The organism is Pseudomonas sp. Irchel s3h17, from assembly GCF_900187505.1.
Classification (GTDB): Bacteria; Pseudomonadota; Gammaproteobacteria; order Pseudomonadales; family Pseudomonadaceae; genus Aquipseudomonas.
The window spans coordinates 51,828-74,539 of sequence record NZ_FYDL01000008.1; the positions used below are offsets into that span (position 1 = coordinate 51,828).

The 22,712-nt window shown below is 60.5% G+C and carries 22 protein-coding genes and 1 riboswitch; of the genes, 14 read left to right on the forward strand and 8 right to left on the reverse strand.

What is annotated here, in order from left to right:
- Positions 1–2: 2 nt before the first annotated feature.
- Positions 3–641, reverse strand: a complete 639-nt coding sequence (gene upp / locus CKW25_RS12940) for a uracil phosphoribosyltransferase (protein WP_095079728.1) — start codon at positions 639–641, stop codon at positions 3–5.
- Positions 642–806: 165 nt separating this feature from the next.
- On the opposite strand from upp, the gene CKW25_RS12945 reads away from it, so the two are divergent.
- The 3 genes from CKW25_RS12945 (at position 807) to CKW25_RS12955 (ending at position 2,333) form a co-directional block, all read left to right on the forward strand.
- Positions 807–1,364, forward strand: coding sequence for a hypoxanthine-guanine phosphoribosyltransferase (locus CKW25_RS12945; protein WP_095080052.1), 558 nt, complete (start codon positions 807–809; stop codon positions 1,362–1,364).
- Between the two features lie 118 nt (positions 1,365–1,482).
- The gene (locus CKW25_RS12950; protein ID WP_095079731.1) at positions 1,483–1,968 is read left to right on the forward strand and encodes a hypothetical protein; all 486 of its coding nucleotides are present in this window, start codon (positions 1,483–1,485) and stop codon (positions 1,966–1,968) included.
- Positions 1,969–2,045: 77 nt separating this feature from the next.
- Positions 2,046–2,333 carry a PA4642 family protein gene (locus CKW25_RS12955; protein ID WP_095079735.1) on the forward strand — a complete coding sequence of 96 codons (288 nt, stop codon included), beginning with the start codon at positions 2,046–2,048 and terminating at the stop codon, positions 2,331–2,333.
- 67 nt (positions 2,334–2,400) lie between these two features.
- Here the strand turns inward: CKW25_RS12955 and mqo are convergent, their stop codons facing one another.
- Together mqo and CKW25_RS12965 are read right to left on the reverse strand one after the other, a co-directional pair.
- On the reverse strand, positions 2,401–3,909 hold the full coding sequence (mqo, locus tag CKW25_RS12960) for a malate dehydrogenase (quinone) (RefSeq protein WP_095079736.1): 1,509 nt from the start codon (positions 3,907–3,909) through the stop codon (positions 2,401–2,403).
- A gap of 742 nt (positions 3,910–4,651) precedes the next feature.
- A complete protein-coding gene (locus CKW25_RS12965) occupies positions 4,652–4,885 on the reverse strand; it encodes a hypothetical protein (RefSeq protein ID WP_095079738.1) in 234 nt (77 codons plus the stop codon).
- 182 nt (positions 4,886–5,067) lie between these two features.
- On the opposite strand from CKW25_RS12965, the gene CKW25_RS12970 reads away from it, so the two are divergent.
- Positions 5,068–5,652, forward strand: coding sequence for a YajG family lipoprotein (locus CKW25_RS12970; RefSeq protein ID WP_095079739.1), 585 nt, complete (start codon positions 5,068–5,070; stop codon positions 5,650–5,652).
- Between the two features lie 604 nt (positions 5,653–6,256).
- Here CKW25_RS12970 and CKW25_RS12975 read toward each other — a convergent pair.
- Complete coding sequence (locus CKW25_RS12975; RefSeq protein WP_095079740.1) at positions 6,257–6,463, reverse strand: hypothetical protein; 207 nt, start codon at positions 6,461–6,463, stop codon at positions 6,257–6,259.
- 194 nt (positions 6,464–6,657) lie between these two features.
- On the opposite strand from CKW25_RS12975, the gene CKW25_RS12980 reads away from it, so the two are divergent.
- Positions 6,658–6,945: a hypothetical protein gene (locus CKW25_RS12980; RefSeq protein ID WP_095079741.1), complete on the forward strand. Its 288-nt coding sequence runs from the start codon at positions 6,658–6,660 to the stop codon at positions 6,943–6,945.
- A gap of 261 nt (positions 6,946–7,206) precedes the next feature.
- On the opposite strand, the gene CKW25_RS12985 is transcribed toward CKW25_RS12980, so the two are convergent.
- The gene (locus CKW25_RS12985; RefSeq protein WP_095079742.1) at positions 7,207–8,373 is read right to left on the reverse strand and encodes a 1-acyl-sn-glycerol-3-phosphate acyltransferase; all 1,167 of its coding nucleotides are present in this window, start codon (positions 8,371–8,373) and stop codon (positions 7,207–7,209) included.
- A 141-nt stretch (positions 8,374–8,514) separates the two neighbouring features.
- Between CKW25_RS12985 and CKW25_RS12990 the strand changes: the two genes are divergently transcribed.
- The 4 genes from CKW25_RS12990 to CKW25_RS13005 all read left to right on the forward strand — a co-directional run bounded on the left by CKW25_RS12990 (position 8,515) and on the right by CKW25_RS13005 (position 10,657).
- Positions 8,515–8,697 (forward strand): CPXCG motif-containing cysteine-rich protein, encoded by a 183-nt coding sequence (locus CKW25_RS12990; protein WP_052967976.1) that lies wholly within the window; start codon positions 8,515–8,517, stop codon positions 8,695–8,697.
- 12 nt (positions 8,698–8,709) lie between these two features.
- Positions 8,710–8,970 (forward strand): putative signal transducing protein, encoded by a 261-nt coding sequence (locus tag CKW25_RS12995; protein ID WP_095079744.1) that lies wholly within the window; start codon positions 8,710–8,712, stop codon positions 8,968–8,970.
- A gap of 35 nt (positions 8,971–9,005) precedes the next feature.
- A complete protein-coding gene (locus CKW25_RS13000) occupies positions 9,006–9,626 on the forward strand; it encodes an SOS response-associated peptidase (protein ID WP_095079749.1) in 621 nt (206 codons plus the stop codon).
- Positions 9,627–9,838: 212 nt separating this feature from the next.
- Positions 9,839–10,657: a M48 family metallopeptidase gene (locus tag CKW25_RS13005; protein ID WP_095079752.1), complete on the forward strand. Its 819-nt coding sequence runs from the start codon at positions 9,839–9,841 to the stop codon at positions 10,655–10,657.
- A gap of 48 nt (positions 10,658–10,705) precedes the next feature.
- Here the strand turns inward: CKW25_RS13005 and CKW25_RS13010 are convergent, their stop codons facing one another.
- The 3 genes from CKW25_RS13010 to CKW25_RS13020 all read right to left on the reverse strand — a co-directional run bounded on the left by CKW25_RS13010 (position 10,706) and on the right by CKW25_RS13020 (position 13,551).
- Entirely contained in the window at positions 10,706–11,290 is a 585-nt protein-coding gene (locus tag CKW25_RS13010; RefSeq protein WP_095079753.1) for a TMEM165/GDT1 family protein, read from the reverse strand.
- An 89-nt stretch (positions 11,291–11,379) separates the two neighbouring features.
- Positions 11,380–11,501, reverse strand: a riboswitch (yybP-ykoY riboswitch).
- Positions 11,502–11,553: 52 nt separating this feature from the next.
- On the reverse strand, positions 11,554–12,552 hold the full coding sequence (locus tag CKW25_RS13015; protein WP_095079755.1) for a class I SAM-dependent methyltransferase: 999 nt from the start codon (positions 12,550–12,552) through the stop codon (positions 11,554–11,556).
- 33 nt (positions 12,553–12,585) lie between these two features.
- Positions 12,586–13,551 carry a 2-hydroxyacid dehydrogenase gene (locus tag CKW25_RS13020; RefSeq protein ID WP_095079756.1) on the reverse strand — a complete coding sequence of 322 codons (966 nt, stop codon included), beginning with the start codon at positions 13,549–13,551 and terminating at the stop codon, positions 12,586–12,588.
- A gap of 93 nt (positions 13,552–13,644) precedes the next feature.
- Between CKW25_RS13020 and CKW25_RS13025 the strand changes: the two genes are divergently transcribed.
- From CKW25_RS13025 to CKW25_RS13045, 5 genes are all read left to right on the forward strand, one after another.
- Positions 13,645–14,274, forward strand: a complete 630-nt coding sequence (locus CKW25_RS13025; RefSeq protein ID WP_095079757.1) for a LysE family translocator — start codon at positions 13,645–13,647, stop codon at positions 14,272–14,274.
- A gap of 143 nt (positions 14,275–14,417) precedes the next feature.
- Positions 14,418–16,100 (forward strand): fatty acid--CoA ligase, encoded by a 1,683-nt coding sequence (locus CKW25_RS13030; RefSeq protein ID WP_095079760.1) that lies wholly within the window; start codon positions 14,418–14,420, stop codon positions 16,098–16,100.
- Between the two features lie 337 nt (positions 16,101–16,437).
- Positions 16,438–18,312, forward strand: a complete 1,875-nt coding sequence (locus CKW25_RS13035; protein WP_095079762.1) for a DUF1302 domain-containing protein — start codon at positions 16,438–16,440, stop codon at positions 18,310–18,312.
- 27 nt (positions 18,313–18,339) lie between these two features.
- Positions 18,340–19,704 carry a DUF1329 domain-containing protein gene (locus CKW25_RS13040; protein WP_095079764.1) on the forward strand — a complete coding sequence of 455 codons (1,365 nt, stop codon included), beginning with the start codon at positions 18,340–18,342 and terminating at the stop codon, positions 19,702–19,704.
- A gap of 264 nt (positions 19,705–19,968) precedes the next feature.
- Positions 19,969–22,710: a LuxR C-terminal-related transcriptional regulator gene (locus CKW25_RS13045; RefSeq protein ID WP_095079767.1), complete on the forward strand. Its 2,742-nt coding sequence runs from the start codon at positions 19,969–19,971 to the stop codon at positions 22,708–22,710.
- Positions 22,711–22,712: the final 2 nt, after the last annotated feature.

Here is a 22,712-nt window from a genome sequence, read left to right on the forward strand (position 1 = left end):
GCTCACGCGTCCTTCTGCTTGGTGCCGAAGATCTTGTCGCCAGCATCGCCAAGCCCAGGAATGATGTAGCCATGTTCGTTCAGTTTCTGATCGATGGAGGCGGTGTAGATGGTCACGTCCGGGTGAGCCTTCTCTACCACGGCGATGCCTTCGGGGGCGGCCACCAGGACCATGGCGCAGATGTCCTTGCAGCCGGCCTTTTTCAGCAGGTCGATGGTCGCGACCATCGAGCCGCCAGTGGCGAGCATCGGGTCGATGATCATGGCCAACCGTTCGTCGATCTCCGGAACCAGCTTCTCCAGATAGGTGTGCGCTTCGAGGGTTTCCTCGTTGCGCGCCACGCCCACGGCGCTGACTTTGGCGCCCGGGATCAGGCTCAGTACACCTTCGAGCATGCCGATGCCGGCGCGCAGGATCGGCACGACGGTAATTTTCTTACCGGCGATTTTCTCGACCGAAACGGTGCCGCACCAGCCCTCGATGTCATAGGATTCAAGGGGCAGGTCTTTGGTCGCCTCGTAGGTCAGCAGTGCACCGACTTCCTGAGCAAGCTCACGGAAATTCTTCGTGCTAATGTCTGCGCGGCGCATAAGGCCAAGTTTGTGTCGGATCAGCGGGTGGCGGATCTCACGGATGGGCATAGGGAAAGGCTCCGGCGGCGGGCAAAAAAACCGGCCTAGATTAATCTATCCGAGGGTGTTGTCCTATAGACATACAGTACGTTAGTCCAGAAACGCTTGATCTGGCTCGTCTGGATGCGTACCTTTGCCCGCTTTTCCGAATCCGCCACCCCCTTGGAGAGCGCCATGTCCGCTGATCTCGAGCATATCCGTCAAATCATGCGAGAGGCTGACTGCCTGTACACCGAAGCTGAAGTCGAGGCGGCCATCGCCCGCGTCGGTGCACACATCAACGAACAACTGGCTGACAGCAATCCGGTGGTGTTCTGTGTCATGAACGGCGGCCTGATTTTCTCCGGAAAGCTGCTGACTCATCTGAAGTTTCCGCTGGAAGCTTCCTACCTGCACGCGACCCGCTATCGCAACGAAACCAGCGGCGGCGACCTGTTCTGGAAAGCCAAGCCGGAAGTGTCGTTCATCGACCGTGACGTGCTGATCATCGACGACATTCTCGACGAAGGTCACACCCTGGGCGCGATCATCGACTTCTGCAAACACGCCGGCGCCCGCAAGGTCCACACCGCCGTACTGATCGACAAGGACCACGACCGCAAGGCGCGTCCTGATCTCAAGGCGGACTTCGTCGGCCTGCCATGCATCGACCGTTACATCTTCGGTTACGGCATGGACTACAAGGGTTACTGGCGCAACGCCAACGGGATCTACGCCGTTAAAGGCATGTAAGACCCCCAAGGGCCTTCAGAAGACCGCAATCTGCGCGAACCCGCAGGCTGCGGTCTTTTGCTTTGTCTGCTGCCCTGGCGCCCATGCTAGAGTGCTCAGCCGCATTCTGGAGCCCGTCATGAGCCTTTTGATTCGCAGTTGCGCCGCGCTGTTATTGAGCGTCAGCCTGCCGCTGGCGGCCGCCCCTGCGCTGATGCACGGGCAGTTTCTGCCCCCCGATGACCTGACCCTGCGTGATACGCCGCCCGAGCAGCAGCAATTGCTGCAGGTGACCGAGTATTCGGTGGTGGTCGGCAGCCAGCGCCAGTCCAGCCAGCAACCGATTCCGGTCACGTCCCCCCTGACGATTCGCCTCAAAGGCAAAGCCATGAACAAAGGGGCGAGCATCAGTCAGGTGCTGGTGAACTTTGATGGCGAAAGCAAAAGCCTGAAAAAGCCGATTTACGACGAGCAGGCCAAGACCCTCACGTTGTATTACCCAATGGCCCAGTACCGGGTGGTGATCGACTTGCTGCGCAGCGGGACGGTGTATTGCCAGTTCCTCAGCTATGGCAATGGCCATGTCTGGGCGGATCTGCACACCGGGGCCGTGCGCTCGCGCTGAAGGTTGGTCGTTGAGGCTTGGGTCAGGGCAGGGGTAAACTGCCGGCCCAACGAAATGTCTGCGAGCTGGAGTCGGCAATGCGTAAAGATAAGAAGCAGTTGATTGGTGACGAGATCGGCGATGCGCAGATCAAATTGTTCCTCGATTTCGAGCCGGCTGACACGACTTCACCGTCCCTGCACAAACTGATCAAGGCCTACCGGGGCCTGCGTATCGACGATTTCGAGCGTTTTCTGGTGTTCTTTGTCGAGGCTGGCCATGACTTCGATGGCAAGGATGAGCACGGCAATGACTTCATTGCCCTGGTCTCGGACCAGCGCAATGCCGAGGACTACATCGAACTGATCCGCAAAGCACGCGGCTAAGGTTTTCGAAGCGGCAAAAAAAACGCCCCGCTCTCAAGGAGAACGGGGCGTTTTTCATGGGCGAGGATCAAGCGAAGCTTGGGGTCTCGCTGCTTTCTTCTACCAGTTCCAGGGCGACATTGTTCTGCGTGTTGATCTTGCGATACAGCGCAGCGTCGGTTTCCAGAACCTTTTCCCGGGCCGGGAAGATTTCTGCCAGCTTGGCAGCCCATTCACCGGAGGTCTTGTTCGGGAAGCATTTCTCGATCAGCTCAAGCATGATCGAAACGGTCACCGAGGCACCCGGCGAAGCGCCGAGCAATGCCGCCAGAGAACCGTCCTTGGCCGCCACCAGTTCGGTACCGAACTGCAGGACGCCGCCCTTTTTCGGGTCTTTCTTGATGATCTGCACGCGCTGGCCTGCCACTTCCAGGCGCCAGTCTTCGGCCTTGGCTTCAGGGTAGAAGCGACGCAGCGATTCCAGGCGTTGTTCCATCGATTGCATCACTTCGCTGACCAGATACTTGGTCAGGTCCATGTTGTTTTTCGCGACCGCCAGCATCGGGCCGATGTTGCCGGCGCGTACCGACATCGGCAGGTCCATGAACGAACCGTGCTTGAGGAACTTGGTGGTGAAGCCGGCATAAGGTCCGAACAGCAGGGACGTCTTGCCATCGACCACGCGGGTGTCCAGGTGCGGCACCGACATCGGCGGCGAACCGACGGCTGCCTGGCTGTAGACCTTGGCCTGGTGATGCTTGACCACTTCCGGGTTGTCGCAACGCAGCCACTGGCCGCTGATCGGGAAGCCGCCGAAGCCTTTGCTTTCTTCGATGCCCGAGGCTTGCAACAGCGGCAAGGCCGCTCCGCCGGCGCCGAGGAAGACGAACCTGGCATCGACATCACGGGTGTTGCCGCTGTTGACGTCCTTGATGCTGACGGTCCAGCCATTGGCGTTACGCTTGAGACCGGTCACGCGCTTGCAGTACTTGACCTGGGCATCGGGTGCGCTGGTCAGGTGCTTGAGCAGCTGATTGGTCAGGGCGCCGAAGTTGACGTCGGTACCATTGATCACACGGGTCGCGGCGACGGTTTCATCCGCCGGACGACCAGGCATCATCAATGGCATCCACTGCGCCATTGTTGCCTTGTCTTCGGTGTATTCCATGTCCGTGAAGGCGTGGTGCCTGCTCAGCACCTTGAACCGTTCCTTGAGGAACGAAACGCCAGCGTCACCCTGCACGAAGCTCAGGTGCGGGACCGGGCTGATAAAGGATTTCGACGAGCCGAAGGTGCCTTTTTTGGTCAGGTACGACCAGAACTGCTTCGACACCTCGAACTGGGTGTTGATGTGCACGGCTTTCTTGATGTCGACGCTGCCGTCAGCGGCCTGTGGCGTGTAGTTCAGCTCACACAGCCCGGCGTGACCGGTACCGGCGTTGTTCCACGGGTTGGAACTCTCCGCGGCACCGGAATCCATCAGCTCGACGACTTCCAGCTTGATCGCGGGGTCGAGCTCTTTGAGCAGCACGGCGAGGGTGGCACTCATGATGCCCGCCCCAACCAATACCACGTCGACTGCTTCGTTATGCGCCATTTAACGCGTCTCCAAAATCTGCAGCACCAAATTGTCGGCATAGCTGCCAGGAGTTACAGGGCATGTTCTGTTGTGCCCCGGGTCACCCATGGCCAGGATCGCCATGTCCGAATCTTCGCAATTTTTCGCAACTTCGACAGACGCTACCCACCGGCTTCAGGGTTCCTATGAACTCACTTCAGCGTGCGGGAGGCAATTCGACTTATGGTCGATACGTCTGTTTGTGCAACCAAATCCGTAGCGGACAGGCTTCAGGCTCCGGTTCTTGAGGAGTGCTCGGTCCTGTGTAATTGGGCTGTTGTAGACGCTAATGGTGCATGTTCAGACGCAAAACTATTCATTTGCTCGCCACACTCTTGTGAAGTTGTGAAAACCCGTTTTTTCACGCTCTTTTGAAGACGTGAACCTCAAAAAAGGGCTATCTGCGCCTGGCACCGGGCCCGAGGATAGATTGCCGGCATGGGTTACATGGCAGGCAAAACGGGCAAACAGCTCAGTGACCGAGCGTCATGACAGCTCTGGCAGATGCGCGAAAAGTGGTGGTTTGCAGGGTAAACAGCAAGCTCGCCAGCTTCACTCGATCTGTGTGGGCGGCTCTCTGTGGGCGGTGCGGGGGAGCCAATACGCGAGTATTAGCGATGCTGCGAGGCCCGATCAGGAGACGTCCTTATAATCGGGGGGAGATTGTAGCGAAGAAACGCAGGGAAATGGTCGTGTTTAATGACTTTTATTAGCCGTTCGGTCAGGTGGCCAGCACGCGGTGCAACCGTGCGCGAGTAATGCGTGGGGTCAGGCGGGCGCTGGCGGGTAGGGGCTGGTGCAACCAATGGGGGCGAATCTCGTTGATTTCCACCCAACCGTCGCCCATTGGCGGCACATGACAGTGCTTGAATGCCAGGCAACAGTCGTTGTTGTCGAGCCGGGCGAAGCTACGGAAATTGCGGTGTGGAGCAAACAGCGACCTGAGAAACTGCATGGCAATGTCCTCGAACGGTGACAGTGTTGACGTTAGCAGTGTGGCATGACGCTCGGGTTACCAAGGGCTCGCTCGGCGTAACATTACGCAAGTCTTCAGCCCATGTTCAGGGTCGCTGGTTTGAAGCGAGTGGCCCCCGCTATACTGCTGCTCTGTTTGTGCCTGATTCTGGAGAGAAGCGCATGTTGCAACGCCTGTTGTTCGGTTTGATCACTGTGACCAGCTTGACCCTGGTTGGCTGCGCCCACAGCCCGCAGCAACTAGCCCCGGAGCCGAAACTGACGACTCAGCTGGCACCGGTCGGTCATGGTCAGCCAGTCGTGGTGAAGGTGGTTGACGGTCGTCCGTCGCCGACCCTGGGCACCCGTGGCGGCCTGTACCCGGAAACCAGCGCGATTACGGTGCAAAGCGCGCAGATCCTGCCGAAGTTGCAGGCTCAGGCTGAAGCGGCTGTGCGCCTGTTGGGTTTCACGCCGACGGCCAATGCCTACAACGCGCCGCAGTTGACCGTGACCTTGGCCGAGCTGAAGTATCAGTCGCCTAAAGAAGGCATGTATGTGACCGAGGCGACCATCGGGGCGACTTTCCGTTCAGATGTGCAGAATGCCAACCGTCGCTATAGCGGTCGCTATGGCGCGTCGCTGGATCAGCGTTTTGGCATGGCGCCGAATCAGGAGACCAACACCAAGCTGGTCGGTGATGTCTTGAGTGATGCGTTGACTCGTTTGTTCAAGGATCCGACTGTGGGTCAGGTCTTGGGCGAGTAGCGGTTTGCGGTGTGTCAGAAGAAGCCCGGTTTCAGTGATGAGCCGGGCTTTTTTGTTTCTGTTGATTGAATCTGTGGGAGCGGGCTTGCCTGCGAAGGCGGCCTGGCAGCCGGCCATTCTCTTGCAGGTGCGGTGTACATATCCGTTGCTGCGGTCATGGCGACTTATGGTTTCGCCTGACGGCGACTCACTTTTTTTACAAGCGCCTAAAAAAATAAGCAAAAAAACGCTCGCCCCGAGCGTCCGGCCCCTCGCCAAGGCTCGGGGTTCCCTCGCTCCGGCATTCCTCAGGGGGCATCGCCCTCCGGTCGGCTTCGCTCGACCTCCATGCGATGTCCTCGACTGTGTCGAGGGGCGCTGCGCGCCATTCCCCTGATGAACGCCTGCGCTCGGCCTGCCGATGGGGCGGGTGGATCAAGATCAAAAGCCAAGGCAAGATCAAGAGCGGCAGGCGAGCTAACGCTCGGCCTGTTGAGTGGTGGGGCGGGTGTACGTTGGTTTGTATTTTTTTGGGCGGGGCAGCGGTATTGCGCTTGTACGTGAAGGCGGCCTGATTGTTGACCAGGCACACCCTGTATCCAACCGGATGCGTCAGCGGCTGTCTTCACGCGGCTTGCGAGTAGAAGTCCAGTACGCTGACGCCGGTCAGCAGGTCGGTTTCCGGCAGGTCGGGATGCTGGTGTCCGCCCAGGGCGCAGTAGACGAGCCAGTGGCAGTCTTGAACGTTGAAGGCCAGGCTGCCGACGAGGGTTTGTTGTTCGTCGGTCGGGGTGATGAGGTAAAGGCGATCCTGGTTTTCGGCGTGCAGCATGACAGGCTCCGTGTCGGTTTCGAGGAGCGACAGCTTGGCGTGTTTAGATGACGAAGACGTGACGCAGGGCATGAGTCGGTCGAATGGCTGGTTTTTTGTCGGAAAGCGAGGGCAGGGAGCGGGGCTTTGGGTAGAATCCGCGCCGCGGGTGTTGTTTCGATGTCCCGTATGCCCCGTTTCGGATGAGGTTCACGATGTCGTTGCAAATGATCTGGTCGTTGTTTACCGCTCACCCCGCCAAACTGATCAATGTCTTCGCGCTGCTGGTTGCCTGCCCCGGTGGCTGGTTGTTGCACGCGACCCGTCGTCGCGAGCAGCAGGCACGGGCCAGTCTCGCCGCGCAGGCCGGGCGTGCGGACGCCGATACTCAGGTGCACTTGTCGAGCATCGCAACCCTGCGCATGAACCGCGTTTTCTACGCATTCGGCTTTGCCTGTCTGGGCCTGGCGTTGCTGGTGTCGTGGATCAGTACGCGGATCTGACACTGCTCGGGAGCCTGTCCAAGGCAATCAAAAACGGCGCCCTGGAGGCTAATGCCGATCAGTTAAGCCAAAGACCAGCCGAACATAGTACCCGTGGCGAGGGAGCTTGCTCCCGCTGGGCTGCGTAGCAGCCCAAAAACAGGGCCGCTTTGCGCCCCAGCGGGAGCAAGCTCCCTCGCCACGGGTTTCGTGTTCGGCTTTATTTCTCTTAACTGACTAGCATTAGCCCTGGAGGCGCCGTTTCTGTTTGAAGCCCAAGCCTTACAGCGGTAAACCCGCCTTGACCCGGTACTGATTGCGCACCGGTGTCGCGTATTGCAGCACCAGGAACGGGCGGTGTTCCTCGGGGCAGGCATCGAGGCGGCTTTGCCATTCTTGCCCGGCCTTGGCCAGTTCTTCGGCCGAGAACAGATCGGCAGCCTTCGGCACCTGCAATTGTGGGTCGGCATCGTTCCACTGGGCGTACGCCAGGTAGTGCACCGGGAACAACCGGTAACCGCCGAGGATCTGCTTGTCCATCTCGACCGCCAATTGCTTGGTGTCGTCGAACAGCTCGGTGATGGGCGTTGCAAAGTTGACGTGGACCCGGCCCTTGTAGCCGGTAATGCCCTTGGCGATGCTCGCATCGTCCTCGCCCGGTGCCTTGGTGTAACTGCCGGTGGTGGCGCGGATGTACAGTTCGCGGGCCTTGGCCTGGTCGCACGGGTCGTACTCGTAGCTGATCGAGACCGGGGTCAGGTTCAGCGACTGGATGACCTCGCCGAACGGCTCGTCCTTGCGGCTCATGTGAAACATCTTGAGGATCGCCGACTCGGTGCGATCGTCTCCGTCCTTGGCGCGGCCTTCGGCCTGGGCGATCCAGATCGAGGCGCAATCGTTGCGGATCGAGTGGTTGATGTACGCCGACAGCAACTGATACGCCGCCATCTTCTCGCGCCGGCCGGTAATGGAACGGTGCACGATAAAGCTTTTGTTCAGGCGCATCAGGTCGCTGACGAAAGGCTTTTGCAGCAGGTTGTCGCCAATGGCGATGCGCGGCGTGGGCAGGCCGGCGTGGTAGATCGCGTAGTTGACGAACGCCGGGTCCATCACGATGTCGCGATGGTTGGCCAGGAACAGATAGGCACTGCCGGACTTGAATTGCTCGACGCCGGTGTAGGTCACGCCGTCGGTAGCGCGCTCGATGGTGTGGTCGACATAGAACTCGACCTTGTCTTGCAGCGTTGCAACCGAGGTGATACCAGCAAACTCACGGCGTAGCCGGTGAGCTAAAAGTGGCTTGAGCATCCAGCCCAGGGCGCCGGCAAGGCGCGGGAAGCGAAAGTGGGTGAGAATATCTAGAAACGCCTTGTCGCTCAGCAGCCGTGCCAGCACTGCCGGGACTTCGCTGTCGTCGTAAGGTCGGATGGCATCGAATGCGCCCATCATGCTCTCTTGTTAGAAACGGCTAGGGTAAGTAATGGATTGGATCGAATCCACACAGGGTACGGTCTGAAAAAAGCAGCTCAAACAAAAATAGCCCTGCAAATAGACCGGCGATTATACGCACAAGTCACTTGGGAGACCGTGATGCTGGAAACCGAGCGCTATGAATGCCCTTACTGTGGTGAAGAAGTGGAGGCTGTTCTGGATTTGTCTGGCGGTGACCAGACGTATATCGAGGACTGTCCAGTGTGCTGTCGCCCCATCACCTTTGTTCTGCAGACCGACGGTCATGAGTGGTTGCTCGAAGTTCACAGCGAAAACGAGTGAGGGGTGGCTTCTATGCAGCGCATCTACGAACCGGAAAACCTGATGGAAGGTGAGTTGCTGCAAGGCATGCTGGCCAGCGAAGGCGTGGAAGCGCACCTGGTGGGGCGCGATTTGCTCGGTGGCACGGGTGAGTTGCCGGCATTCGGGTTGCTGGGCCTGGCGGTGGACAATGACCAGGCCCAGTACGCGCGGGAGCTGATCGCGGCCTACAATGCCGCTCTGCCGCTGCCCGGTGACGAACCGGATAGCTTCCCCGGCGTGCTGGTCTGTTAGGCTGGTATTCGTTTGATCAAGAGTCGTGTTGCCCCATGTGTGGACGTTTTGCCCTGTTTCGTTGGAACCCCGCGTTTGCGGCCTTGCCCGGTTTTCCGGCCGATCAGCAGGCGCAGTGGAATATTTCGCCCAATGATTCGGTGCTGATCCTGCGCGCCGAGGCGGGCCAGCGTACCCTCGCGCGCGCCCGCTGGGGCTTGACGCCTGCGTGGCTGACCGATCTGTCGAAGACCCCGGCCCATGCCCGGGCGGAAACCATCGCCGAACAGCCGATGTTTCGCGAGGCCTTGCGCCTGCGCCGTTGCCTGTTACCGGCCAACGGCTTCTACGAATGGCGCGGTACCACCCGCAAGCGCCCGTACTGGCTGACGCCGGGAGAAGGTTCGGCATTGTTTTTTGCCGCGATCTGGGACGCGTATCCAGTGCAGGAACAGGTCTGGTTGAGTACGGCGGTGGTGACTCAGGCCGCGGCCAGCCAACGCCGGCCGTTGATTCTCGATGCGGCAGGGCAGGAAGCCTGGCTCAACCCCGAAACCCCGCTGCACGCCCTGCAGGCGCTGCTCGCCAGCGAGCCTGCCGCCTTGCGCGAGCGGGTGCTGGCGAACCTGGTGAATGATCCGAAGCTCAATGCGCCGGAATGCCTGACCCCTGGGTGATGTCATTTCACCAAGGGCAGATTTTCGCGTGCACGTGTCGCGTCGAGACTGGTGCCGGGTCTTGATGCCGTTGGTCGAGGGGCGATTTATACGCGGGTTGAGGCACAGGAGAATGGGCCAGGGCAGGAAATGATGTGTTACACGTCTGTTGCATCTGGCGCGGATACAGCGCACCGCCTACGATACGCGCCATGTTTTCAGGGAGCGTTTTCATGAGTAAAAGACAGGTTTTGTGTGCGCTGGGTGCCAGTTTGCTGATCGCTGGCTGTCAGTCGGTCAACACCACCAGCGGTGGCGCCGTGGGTGTGGAGCGCTCGCAGTGGATGTTCAGCATGCTGTCGACCGATGAGGTCAATCAGATGTATGCCCAGTCCTACCAAAAGACCGTGGGCGAGGCGGGTAAAAAAGGCGTGCTGGACCAGACCAGCAGCGATGCCCGGCGGGTCGATGCCATCGCCACGCGCCTGATCGCCCAGGCACCGACCTTCCGCCCGGATTCGGCGCAATGGAAGTGGGAAGTCAACCTGATCAAGAGTGACGAACTCAACGCCAATTGCGGCCCCGGCGGCAAGATCATTTTCTACACCGGGCTGATCGACAAGCTCAAGCTCACCGACGACGAAATCGCCGCGATCATGGGCCATGAAATCGCCCACGCCTTGCGCGAGCACGGTCGTGAAGCGATGTCCAAGGCCTATGGCATTGAAATGGCCAAGCAGGGCGCTGGCGTGTTGCTCGGCCTGGGCCAGGATACCCTGGCGCTGGCCGATACCGTGGCCAACTACGGCATGACCTTGCCCAACAGCCGCGCCAACGAAAACGAAGCCGACCTGATCGGCCTGGAACTGGCCGCACGCGCCGGCTACAACCCGAACGCGGCGATCACCCTGTGGAACAAAATGAGCAAGGTCTCCGGAGGTTCGCCGCCTGAGTTCATGAGCACTCACCCGGCCTCCAGCAGCCGGATCGAGGCGTTGCAGGCCGCGATCCCGAAAGTCATGCCGCTCTATCTGAACGCCAAGAAGTCCTGAGCCACTGATCGTTCCCACGCGGAGCGTGGGAACGATCAGTGTCCCGAGTTACACCCAGCCACTGCTCTGCATGGCCTTGTACACCGCAACAATGGCCAGGATGAAGAATGCCGACGCTGCCAGGCGACGGATCAGGGTCAGGGGCAGTTTGTCCGCGGCAAAGTTACCGGCCAGGACCACCGGCACGTTGGCGATCAGCATGCCCAGGGTGGTGCCGATAATCACCAGCCACAACTCCGGGTATTGCGCCGCGAGCATCACGGTGGCGATCTGGGTCTTGTCACCGATTTCCGCCAGGAAGAAGGCAATCAGCGTGGTGAGGAACGGTCCGAACTTGCGGGCCGTGCTGGCTTCGTCGTCGTCCATCTTGTCCGGCACCAGGGTCCACAGCGCGGTGGCGGCAAAGCTGGCGGCAAGGATCCAGTGCAGCACCGAATCCGAAAAGAAGCTGCCGACCCAGGCGCCGACGGCACCGGCGGCGGCATGGTTGGCCAGGGTCGCGGCGACGATACCGGCGATGATTGGCCAGGGCTTGCGAAAGCGGGCGGCGAGAATGAGGGCGAGCAGTTGCGTCTTGTCGCCGATTTCGGCCAAGGCAACGACTGCGGTGGGAACGAGTAGAGAGTCCAGCATCAGGGCATTCCTAAGGGGCGGGTCGACACGGCTATGACACGTACAGCCTTCCCGCCCCGGGTAAGGTGTGCGTGTCATAGGTCTTGTCAAACCCTGCGGTCCGTCTGTGCGGACACTTGGGTCGCATACGCCATGATCTGAGGATCAAGTATGTTGACGTATGCCGGACGAGCATGGCGCTCGTGGGAGACTACTCCCCTAGGACGGAGCGGATTCTGCCTAGGCAAAATCCATTCGGCAAGCGTTCTTTTTCAACGGGGTATTCAACCGCGCTTGGCCCGGTAGATGCGGAACCCCTGTCCTTCAGCCTTGATCGAACAGGCGCCAAGATGCTCTTCGATCAGCGGCTGGTACTTCAGGAAACTATTGGCTACCAGGCGAAGTTCCCCACCATTTTTCAGATGTTTGGCCGCTTTTCGCAGCAGGTTTTCCGTGGCGAAGTAATCGGTATGGACCCCGACATGGAACGGTGGATTACTCAGGATCGCGCTCAAGCCCATGGGCGCGGCGTCGATGCCATCACCGGTCAGCACCTCGGCTTCCAGGCCGTTGGCGGCCAGTGTCAGGCGGCTGCTGGCAGCGGCGAACGCATCGACGTCCAGCAGGGTGACAGTGTTGTGCGGGTAGCGACGTTTCACCGCGGCCCCCAGAACGCCGGCACCGCAACCGAAGTCCAGCAAGTGACCGCTGGGCAGTTTGTCCAGGTGTTCAAGCAGCAGGGCGCTGCCTCGATCCAGGCGACCGTGGCTGAACACACCTGGCAGGCTGATGACTGTCAGCGGGCCTTCGGCCAGTGGCAGCTCATAGGTTTGCGCCAGGCTCTCCAGTGATTTGGCCTGCGGTGCGTTGGCCACGGTCACTTGCCAGAGCTGGCAATGCCGCGCGCTGTCGAGCTTGCGTGGTTTGCCAAAAGGGTTCAGTTGCTTGGCGGCGCCCTCGATGCCGCTGCGTTTTTCACCCACCAGGTACAGTTCGCGACCGGCCAGGCGCGAGGCGAGGGCGTTGAGGATGTAATCGGTCAGGTCCTTGGATTTTGGCAGGAACACCACGGCCGTTTCAAATTCGCGGCTCGGGGCATTCACGCCAAAATGGCTGCGCTCGGCAAAGCGCGCATCCAGGGCCGCCTGATCGCCGGCATGCCAGCACCAGCCGTGGGCCTTGGGCAATTTGCCGAGCAAGTCGTCGGCCGGCAAGCCGGCCAGTAGCAATTGGCCTTGAAACAATTCGGCCTGGCGAAGCAGTACTTCACTGCGCGGATCCATAACCTGCTCCTTGAAAAAAAGTGCGGCAGTTTATCAACTGACGACCCGCAGCGCTGTACCGCTGAAAAAACCGTGGGCGTTCTCGCTCAATTGGCCGACGATCCGTTGCCGAGCCTCGCGGCTGCCCCAGGCGTTGTGCGGGGTCACGATCAAGCGGGGAATGTCGTGGGCCAGCAGGGGATTGCCTGCGGTCGGCGGTTCGACGCTCAGCACGTCGGTTGCCGCGCCACCCAGATGACCACTGCGCAAGGCATCGGCCAGGGCCTGTTCGTCGATCAGGCCACCGCGCGCGGTGTTGACCACGAAGGCGCCGGGTTTGAGCAGCGCCAACTCGCGCGCTCCGATGAAGTGACGGGTGTGTTCGTTGAGCGGGCAATGCAAGGTCAGGGCGTCGACCTGCGCGAGCAGCTCATCCAGCGGCACACGGTCGGCGCGCGCCGGGCGTCCGGGAGTCTGGCCCGAGACGACCCGCATGCCAAAGGCTTCGGCCAGCCGGGCAACCGCGCCACCCAGTTCGCCATGGCCAAGCAGGCCTAGGGTCTTGCCTTGCAGTTCGACGATCGGGTAATCCAGCAGGCAGAACTGGCTGGCTTGCTGCCAGCGACCTTCACCGACGGCTTTTTGATAGTCGCTCAGGCGGGTGGCGAGGTTGAGCAGCAACATGAGGGTGTGCTGCGCCACCGATGGCGTGCCGTAGCCCTGGCAGTTGCTCACGGTAATCCCTTGGGCACGGGCGGCGACCAGATCCACGTTGTTGGTGCCGGTGGCGGCGATCAGTATCAGCTTCAGGTCCGGGCAGGCCTTGAGGGTGGTGGCGTTGAGCGGGACTTTGTTGCTGATGGCCACGCTGGTGCCTTGCAGTCGTTCAACGACGTTATCAGGGGTGGTCAGCGATTGCAGTTGCAAGTCATCGAAGCACTGCTGCAAGCCACTGAGGTCAAGGTCGCCCAGGTCAAGCGAGCTGTGGTCGAGGAAAACGGCGCGGCGATTGTTCGTCATTAACTGTACCTTTTGCGCATGAGTCTGAAGGCGTAATCTGCCGAGCCTACCAGATGAAATAACTAGTTACGCTTGGCCTAAAGGAGCCCCACCATGTACTGGACAGAGTTTTTGACCGTTGCCCTGATTCACCTGCTGGCCGTCGCGAGCCCGGGCCCGGACTTTGCCGTGGTGGTGCGTGAGGCGGTGACCCATGGTCGTCGCGCCGGCACATGGACGGCGCTGGGTGTCGGCAGCGCGATTTTCCTGCATGTGGGTTATTCGTTGCTGGGTATCGGCCTGATCGTTTCGCAGTCGATTGTGCTGTTCAACGCGCTTAAATGGCTGGCGGCTGCCTACCTGCTGTACATCGGTTTCAAGGCCTTGCGCGCGCAACCGGCGAAGCCTTCGACCGAAAACCTGCACAAGGAAGTCGGCGAACGCACGGCCCGTGGTGCGTTCACCTCGGGCTTCGTGACCAATGGCCTGAACCCCAAGGCCACGCTGTTCTTCCTGTCGCTGTTCACCGTGGTGATCAACCCGCACACGCCGCTGGCGGTACAGGCCGGCTACGGGATCTACCTGGCCGTCGCCACCGCGATCTGGTTTTGCCTGGTGGCGATGTTGTTCAGCCAGCAGCGTGTGCGCGCCGGTTTCGCCCGCATGGGGCACTGGTTTGATCGCATGATGGGCGCAGTACTGATCGCAATCGGCGTGAAACTGGCCCTTACCGAGATGCATTGATCAGGTGGTCGGTGCGAATGCTGGCGCAAAGCCAGTATTTGTGCCGCTCTGCAAATCATTCCTTTGGCTGATTTGGTGCGCGTCCAGGCTTATTAAAGTGCCTACTTTACGCCACGACCGTGCAGTCAGATAAAGGGATGCTTATGTTGCAGACTCGCGTTATTCCACCCGCTGAAGGTGCTTATCAATACCCGCTGTTGATCAAGCGATTGCTGATGTCCGGCAGCCGTTACGAGAAAACCCGCGAGATTGTCTACCGCGACCAGTTGCGCTACAGCTATCCGACCCTGATCGAGCGTGTCGCGCGGCTGGCCAACGTGCTCACGGCCGCTGGGGTCAAGGCCGGTGATACCGTGGCGGTGATGGACTGGGACAGCCATCGCTACCTGGAGTGCATGTTTGCCATCCCGATGATCGGTGCGGTGATTCACACCATCAACGTACGTCTTTCACCCGAGCAGATCCTCTACACCATGAACCACGCCGAGGACCGCTTCGTGCTGGTCAACAGCGAGTTCGTCGGGCTGTACCAGGCCATCGCCGGGCACCTGACCACGGTCGAGCAGACCCTGCTGCTGACCGACCTGCCGGAAAAAACCGCCGACCTGCCGAACCTGATGGGCGAGTACGAACAATTGCTGGCTGCCGCGAGCCCGGAGTATGCCTTCGAGGATTTCGACGAGAACTCGGTGGCAACGACCTTCTATACCACCGGCACCACCGGCAATCCCAAGGGGGTGTACTTTACCCATCGGCAACTGGTGCTGCACACCATGGGTGTGTCGACGATCATGGGCAGCATCGACAGCGTCCGCTTGCTGGGCACCAGCGACGTGTACATGCCGATTACCCCGATGTTCCACGTGCATGCCTGGGGACTGCCGTATGTGGCCACCATGCTGGGCCTCAAGCAGGTCTACCCCGGCCGTTACGACCCGGAATACCTGGTGGAGTTGTGGCGCAAGGAAAAAGTCAGCTTCTCCCATTGCGTGCCGACCATCCTGCAAATGCTGCTCAACGCCAAGGCGGCGCAAGGCACGGATTTCGGTGGCTGGAAAATCGTCATCGGCGGCAGCGCGCTCACTCGCGCGCTGTACGAGGCGGCCAAGGCCAAGGGCATTCAATTGACGGCGGCCTATGGCATGTCGGAAACCGGCCCGCTGGTGTCCTGTGCGCACCTTAACGATGAGTTGATGGCCGGTACCGAGGACGAACGCACCACCTACCGGATCAAGGCCGGGGTGCCGGGGCCTCTGGTGGAAGCGGCGATCGTCGATGCCGACGGTAACTTCCTGCCGGCGGACGGTGAGTCCCAGGGCGAGTTGGTGTTGCGTGCGCCGTGGCTGACCGAAGGTTATTTCAAGGAGCCGCAGAAGGGGTCGGAACTGTGGGCCGGGGGCTGGTTGCACACCGGCGACGTGGCGACCCTGGACAGCATGGGGGTGATCGACATCCGTGACCGGATCAAGGACGTCATCAAGACCGGCGGCGAGTGGATTTCTTCCCTGGACCTGGAAGACCTGATCAGCCGCCATGCGGCGGTACGTGAAGTAGCAGTGGTCGGTATTGCGGACCCACAATGGGGTGAGCGTCCGTTTGCCCTGCTGGTGCTCCGTGAGGGCTACGTGCTCGGGGCCAAGGAACTCAAGGAACACCTCAAGCCGTTCGTCGAGCAGGGGCACCTGAGCAAGTGGGCCATCCCGAGCCAGATTGCCCTTGTTACTGAAATTCCCAAGACCAGTGTTGGCAAGCTCGACAAGAAGCGCATTCGGGTCGACATCACCGAATGGCAGGCCAACAACAGCACCTTCCTCTCGACGCTTTAAGCCCCCCTTGCCGTGCCCGAAAGGGCGCGGCAAGCCCACCAAGCAAGCGCTTGGCTTGTCAAATCCGTATTTTCAGCCATCCTTGCCGTGCCGGCATCTGCCGGACTGGCAGAAGGACTGTTCCAGAGTGGTCGGGGGCTGCAAATCACACTTTAGAGGGATCAAGCAGTACAGCCTGCTGGATATAGTCCGTTCAAGGATTTTTAAGAACGGGGCACACGCACGAACAGGGGCGATGCAACTTTGAACGATTTGGCGAGCGCATGGCTCACTGTCCTTCAGAGCGTTTTTAAAAGTGCTAAACGCCATAACAATAAAAGCACATGGAGTAGCGTCGATGACATCAGTAAACCAGTTCTGGCGCCGGGCGAAACTGCCTCTGGCGGTCAGTCTCGCCTCTACGCTCGCCGGGCCTGCATTCGGCGTCAGTTTCAACATTGGTGAAATCGAAGGTCAGTTCGACTCGTCCCTCTCGTTGGGTGCAAGTTGGTCTACAGAGAGCGCCAACAAGAACCTCATCGGCGTCAACAACGGCGGTCACGGCCTGTCCCAGACCTCCGACGATGGCCACTTGAACTTCAAAAGCGGGGAAACCTTTTCGAAGATCTTCAAGGGCATCCATGATCTTGAATTGAAGTACGGCGATACCGGCGTCTTTGTGCGGGGCAAGTACTGGTACGACTTTGAACTCCAGGACGAAAGCCGTCCGTTCAAGGACATCAGCGACGACAATCGCAAGGAAGGCGCCAAGTCCGCAGGCGGACAAATCCTCGACGCCTTCGTCTACCACAACTATGCCATCGCCGAGCAGCCGGGCTCCGTGCGCTTGGGCAAGCAGGTCGTCAGTTGGGGTGAAAGTACCTTCATCGGCGGCGGCATCAACTCGATCAACCCGATCGACGTTTCCGCGTTCCGTCGCCCGGGCGCCGAGATCAAGGAAGGCCTGATTCCGGTCAACATGTTCTACGTGTCCCAGAGCCTGACCGAGAACCTCTCCGCCGAAGCCTTCTACCAGCTCGAATGGGACCAGACCGTCGTCGATAACTGCGGTACCTTCTTCTCCCAGCCAGACATCATCGCCGACGGTTGCGATAACAACCTGCGGGTGCTGAACAAGCGTTCGACCATTCCGGCCATCGCGCTGGGGCCATTGGCTGCGAACGGCGTCGACGTCAACGAGGAAGGTGTACTGGTGCGTCGCGGGCCAGACCACGATGCGCGGGACAGCGGCCAGTGGGGCGCGTCCTTCAAGTACCTGTTCGACCCGCTGGACACCGAGTTCGGTGCCTACTTCATGAACTACCACAGCCGCGCGCCGATCTTCAGCGCCACCGGTGCTCCGCAGTCGGTCTATAACACCGCGGCATCACTGCCTGGACCGTTCGCCGCGCTCGGGCCGCTGTTGGTAGCCGGCAATTCGGAGTACTTCGTCGAGTACCCGGAAGACATTCGCCTCTACGGCCTGAGCTTCTCCACCACCCTGCCTACCGGTACAGCGTGGCAAGGCGAGGTCAGCTACCGTCCGAATGCACCGGTGCAACTGAACTCCACCGACATTCTGTTCGCGGGTGTACGTCCCTTGGGCGGCGCGCTGGCCAACGCTTCGCTGCTCTCGGCCTCGCCGGGTTCCGACCTGAACGGTTATCGTCGCAAGGAAGTGACCCAGTTCCAGACCACCCTGACACACTTCTTTGACCAGGTCATGGGCGCCAGTCGCCTGACCCTGGTGGGTGAAGTCGGCGTGACCCACGTAGGTGGGCTGGAGAGCACTTCAGACGTGCGTTATGGCCGTGACCCGGTTTATGGTCCGGGCGAACTGCCCAACGGTTCCTGTGAATTCCTCAACGGGAGGACCATTGCCGGCGCCGGTCCAGGCACTGCGACCAACAATGCTACCCGCAACTGCAACGACGAGGGTTTCACCACGCCAACCTCATGGGGCTACCGTGGTCGCGCCATCTGGGACTACAACGATGCCATTGCCGGCGTCAACCTCAAGCCGAACGTGGCCTGGTCCCATGACGTGGAAGGTTACTCGCCAGGCCCTGGCGGCAACTTCGAGGAAGGTCGTAAAGCGGTCAGCCTGGGGCTCGATGCCGAATACCAGAACACCTACACCGCAAGCCTCAACTACACCAACTTCTTCGACGGCAAGTACACCACCGTGGATGACCGTGATTTCGTCGCGCTCAGCTTCGGCGTGAACTTCTAAGCACTGCTTTTTCAGGACGAACAAGAAATGAAAATGACCAAGAATCTGTTGCACGTCGGGGTACTGGGGCTGTCGTTGCTGGCGACCGGTGTCATGGCAGCGGTCCCGGCAGCTGAAGCGGACAAACTGGGCAAGAGCCTGACGCCGATGGGCGCGGAAATGGCAGGCAATGCCGATGGTTCGATCCCGGCCTGGAAACCCCTGGCCAAGAACGCCGGTACCGTTGACAGCAAAGGCTTCCTGTCCAACCCGTATGGCAGCGAGCAACCGCAGTTCACCATCACCGCGCAGAATGTCGACAAGTACAAGGACAAGCTGGCACCGGGCCAATACGCGATGTTCAAGCGTTACCCGGAAACCTTCAAAATGCCGGTGTATCCATCTCATCGTGGTTCCACCGTGCCGGCTGACGTGTTTGCCGCCATCAAGCGCAATGCCACCAACACCAGCCTGGTCTCCGGTGGCAACGGTCTGGAAAACTTTGAAACGGCCATCCCGTTCCCGATCCCGAAAAGTGGTGTGGAAGTCATCTGGAACCACATCACCCGCTATCGTGGCGGCAGCGTGACCCGCCTGGTAACCCAGGCCACGCCGCAAGCGAACGGCTCGTACAGCCTGGTGTACTTCCAGGACCAGTTCGTGTTCCGCGACAAGATGAAGGACTACGACCCGAAAAACCCGGGCAACATCCTGTTCTACTTCAAGCAGAAAGTGACCGCGCCAGCGCGTCTGGCCGGTGGCGTGCTGCTGGTTCACGAAACCCTCGACCAGGTCAAGGAGCCACGTTCAGCGTGGGTCTACAACGCCGGTCAGCGTCGTGTGCGTCGGGCCCCGCAAGTGTCCTACGATGGCCCGGGTACCGCGGCCGACGGCCTGCGTACGTCCGACAACCTGGACATGTACAACGGTGCACCGGACCGATACGACTGGAAACTCGAAGGCAAGAAGGAGATGTACATCGCCTCCGACAGCTACAAGCTCGACGATCCGAAGCTCAAGTACGCCGACATCATCAAGGCCGGCCACATCAACCAGGACCTGGCGCGTTACGAGCTGCGCCGCGTCTGGCATGTGGTCGCAACCCTGAAGGAAGGTCAGCGCCACATCTATGCCAAGCGTGACTTCTACATCGACGAAGACACCTGGCAAGCCGCGGTGATCGACCACTACGACGGTCGTGGTCAGCTGTGGCGCGTGGCCGAGGCCCATGCCGAGGACTACTACGACAAGCAAGTGCCGTGGTATGCCCTGGAAACCCTCTACGACCTGCAGTCCGGCCGCTACCTGGCGCTGGGCATGAAGAACGAAGAGAAGCAGGCCTATGACTTCGGCTTTACCGCCACCACCAGCGACTTCACCCCGGCGGCACTGCGCCAGGAAGGTGTTCGCTAATACGCTGTAACGAGGCCGCATCCTCGAAAAACGCCCCGACTGGTTCGGGGCGTTTTTTTTGCGTTCCGCAAGCCGACTCGGCAACCTGCCTGACACACAGCGCCGTTACATTGGCCGGTGTTTGTAACGCTGGCCTGTCGATATCGCAGGGTCTCCATGCGCTTTTTGTAGCCATTTGTAGCAATAGCCTTCAATCCACCTCTGTTTACCGCTAGTCTGCGGACATCTGCAATGCCGACAACAGCACTTCAATAAGAGTTGGCTATGACTGACCTGTTCCGAATCCAGCCCCCCACCAGCACGGCACTGCCGATGCCGGAAGGGCGCTTTTACCGCCCACCCTTGCCTGACGGCTATGTACTGCGGCCTCGTTTGTGCGAGCGGTTGAGTGCCGGCCTGCAGGGGCGATTGTTGCTGGTCAGTGCGCCGGCCGGCTTCGGTAAGAGCTCATTGGCGGTGGAGTTCTGTCAGAGCCTGCCGGCGCACTGGCAAAGCCTGTGGCTGGGACTTAGCGCGCGGGACAGTGATCCGGGGCGCTTCCTGGAGCGGCTGCTGGAAGGCCTGCAACACTATTTCCCCCGACTGGGCAGCCAGGCCCTTGGCCTGTTGAAGATGCGTCAGCGGCATCAACCGTTCGCCTTCGAAGAATGGCTGGACGGGTTGCTGGATGAGCTGGCCAGTCATTTGTCGACCAGCAGGCCGTTGCTGCTGGTGCTGGATGACTATCACCTGGCCCAGGGGCCGGTACTCGATCGTTGTCTGCAATTTTTCCTCAATCATTTGCCCGATGGCCTGCTGGTACTGGTGACCAGTCGCCAGCGTCCGGACTGGCACCTGGCACGTTTGCGCCTGTCGCGGCAGTTGCTTGAGCTGCACGAGCAGGACCTGCGCCTGACCCACGACGAATCCCTGGCCCTGCTTGACCGGCACAGCAGCTCGCTACGCGGCGAAGCGCTGGAGAGCCTGATTTCGCGCAGTGAAGGCTGGGTCGCGGGGCTGCGATTCTGGCTGTTGGCGGCCTCCGAAGCGGGGAGTGGCGGTGCGTTGCCGCAACCGCTGCACGGTGGCGAGGGCTTGATTCGCGACTACCTGCTCGAAGAAGTCATCGATTGCCTGCCTCCCGAAGTGCAGTCGTTTCTCTACGACACGGCTCCGCAAGAACGCTTTTGCAGCGAGCTGTGCGACGCGGTGCGCGAGGCCCATGACAGCGCCGAGATCCTGCGCTTTCTGTTGTCCCACCAGGTGTTTCTGGTGCCACTGGACGAACATGGCCACTGGTATCGCTATCACCACCTGTTTTCCGACCTGCTGCGCAGTCGACCGACCGCCAATGCGATGGTCCCGACCGCCAGCCTGCACCTGCGCGCTTGCCGTTGGTTCAACGCCCAGGGGCTGCTCGACGAGGCTGTCGAACAGGCGTTGCGCGCCGGGCACCTGGACGTTGCGGCCAACCTGGTGCAGAACCTGTCCGAGGAGCAACTGCTGGCCGAGCAGAACGTGGGCATGCTGTTGCGCTGGAAAATGGACTTGCCCGACAGCCTGCTGATCAGCACCCCGCGCCTGATCGTGCTGTACAGCTGGGCGTTGGGGATGGCCTGCCAACTGGATGCCGCCGAGGAGTTGGCCAGCCATTTGAGCCGGTTCCTGCCGGCCCCTTCGGCCACCGCACAAAAGTCCATGCTCGCGCAGTGGCTGGCGCTAAGCGGGATCATTGCCCGGGGGCGTGGCCAGCGTGAACTGACCTTGCGCTACTGCAGCGAAGCGCTGGAGAGCCTGCCGCAAAAACGTTACGGCCAGCGTTTGATGTGCCTGTCGACCTTGTCCAACCTGGCCATCGTCGATGCCGACCTATGGCGTGCCCGTGGCCTGAACCGTGAGTCGCTGGAGCTGGCGCAGCGGGTCGGCAACCCGTTGTTCGAGGCGCTGGCCCATTACGACCGGGCTCGGGTGCTGCAGGCGCGGGGGGAAATTCTTCGCTCGCTGGAGGAAGTGCATCAGGGCCAGAAACGCTTGCAGGGGCTGGCACCGCAGCGCCTGTATGCGGTTCGTGCACGCCTGATCCTGTATGAAGGTTTTTTGCTGACCCTGCGCCTGCAGCCTGAAGCCGGGTTGGCGCGATTGCATCAGGGCCTGAGTGAGGCGCGGGCCTGTCGCGACATCAGTGTACTGATCGGCCACTGTGTGATCGCCAGGCTTGAGGGTGGCAAGGGTGAGTTCGCCAAGGCCTTCGCCGAACTGGGTGAAGCCGAGCGGCTGATGCATATCTGGGACGTGCCGCCGATCTACTACCTGGCGATGATCACACTGGTCAAATGCGAACTCTGGCTGGCCCAGGGCCGTACCGATCTGGCCGAGGCCTGGCTGATGCGACTCGGCCAGACCTACAACGGCGAACAGGCCGCGGCGCCCCCTGAATTCCACCCGCAAATGCCATTGCACATCGAGTTGCAACAAGCCCAGTTGGAGTCGATACAAGGGCAGCCGATGCTGGCCGAAGGGCGGCTCAATGCCTTGTTGGAACATGGGCAGAAAACCGGCCGCCAGTTGCTCAGCGTCATGGCACTGAATCAGAAGGTCGCCTTGTTGCTGAACACTGGATGCGAGCCGCAAGCACGACAGGCCTTGGCGCAAGCCTTCGAGGCGGCCGCCGTCGGCGGCGCATTGCAACCCTTCGAGTGGCTGCTGCGCGAGCGTGCGGAATGGCTGCGCGAACAATTGGCGCACTGTCCGGACAGCTCGTTGCGTCAGAGCCTGATGGAGCGTTTACCGCACGCCGCAATCCGCGAAAGTGCAGAGTCGCAGCACGGCGCAGAAACCCTCAGTGCCCGAGAGCACGCGGTGCTGCAATTGATCGCCAGAGGCTGCTCGAACCAGGAAATCAGCGATCAACTGTTTATCTCGCTGCACACGGTGAAAACCCACGCCAGTCACATCAACAGTAAGCTGGGGGTCGAGCGCCGTACACAGGCCGTGGCCCGGGCGAAAGAATTGGGGCTGCTGGCATAATC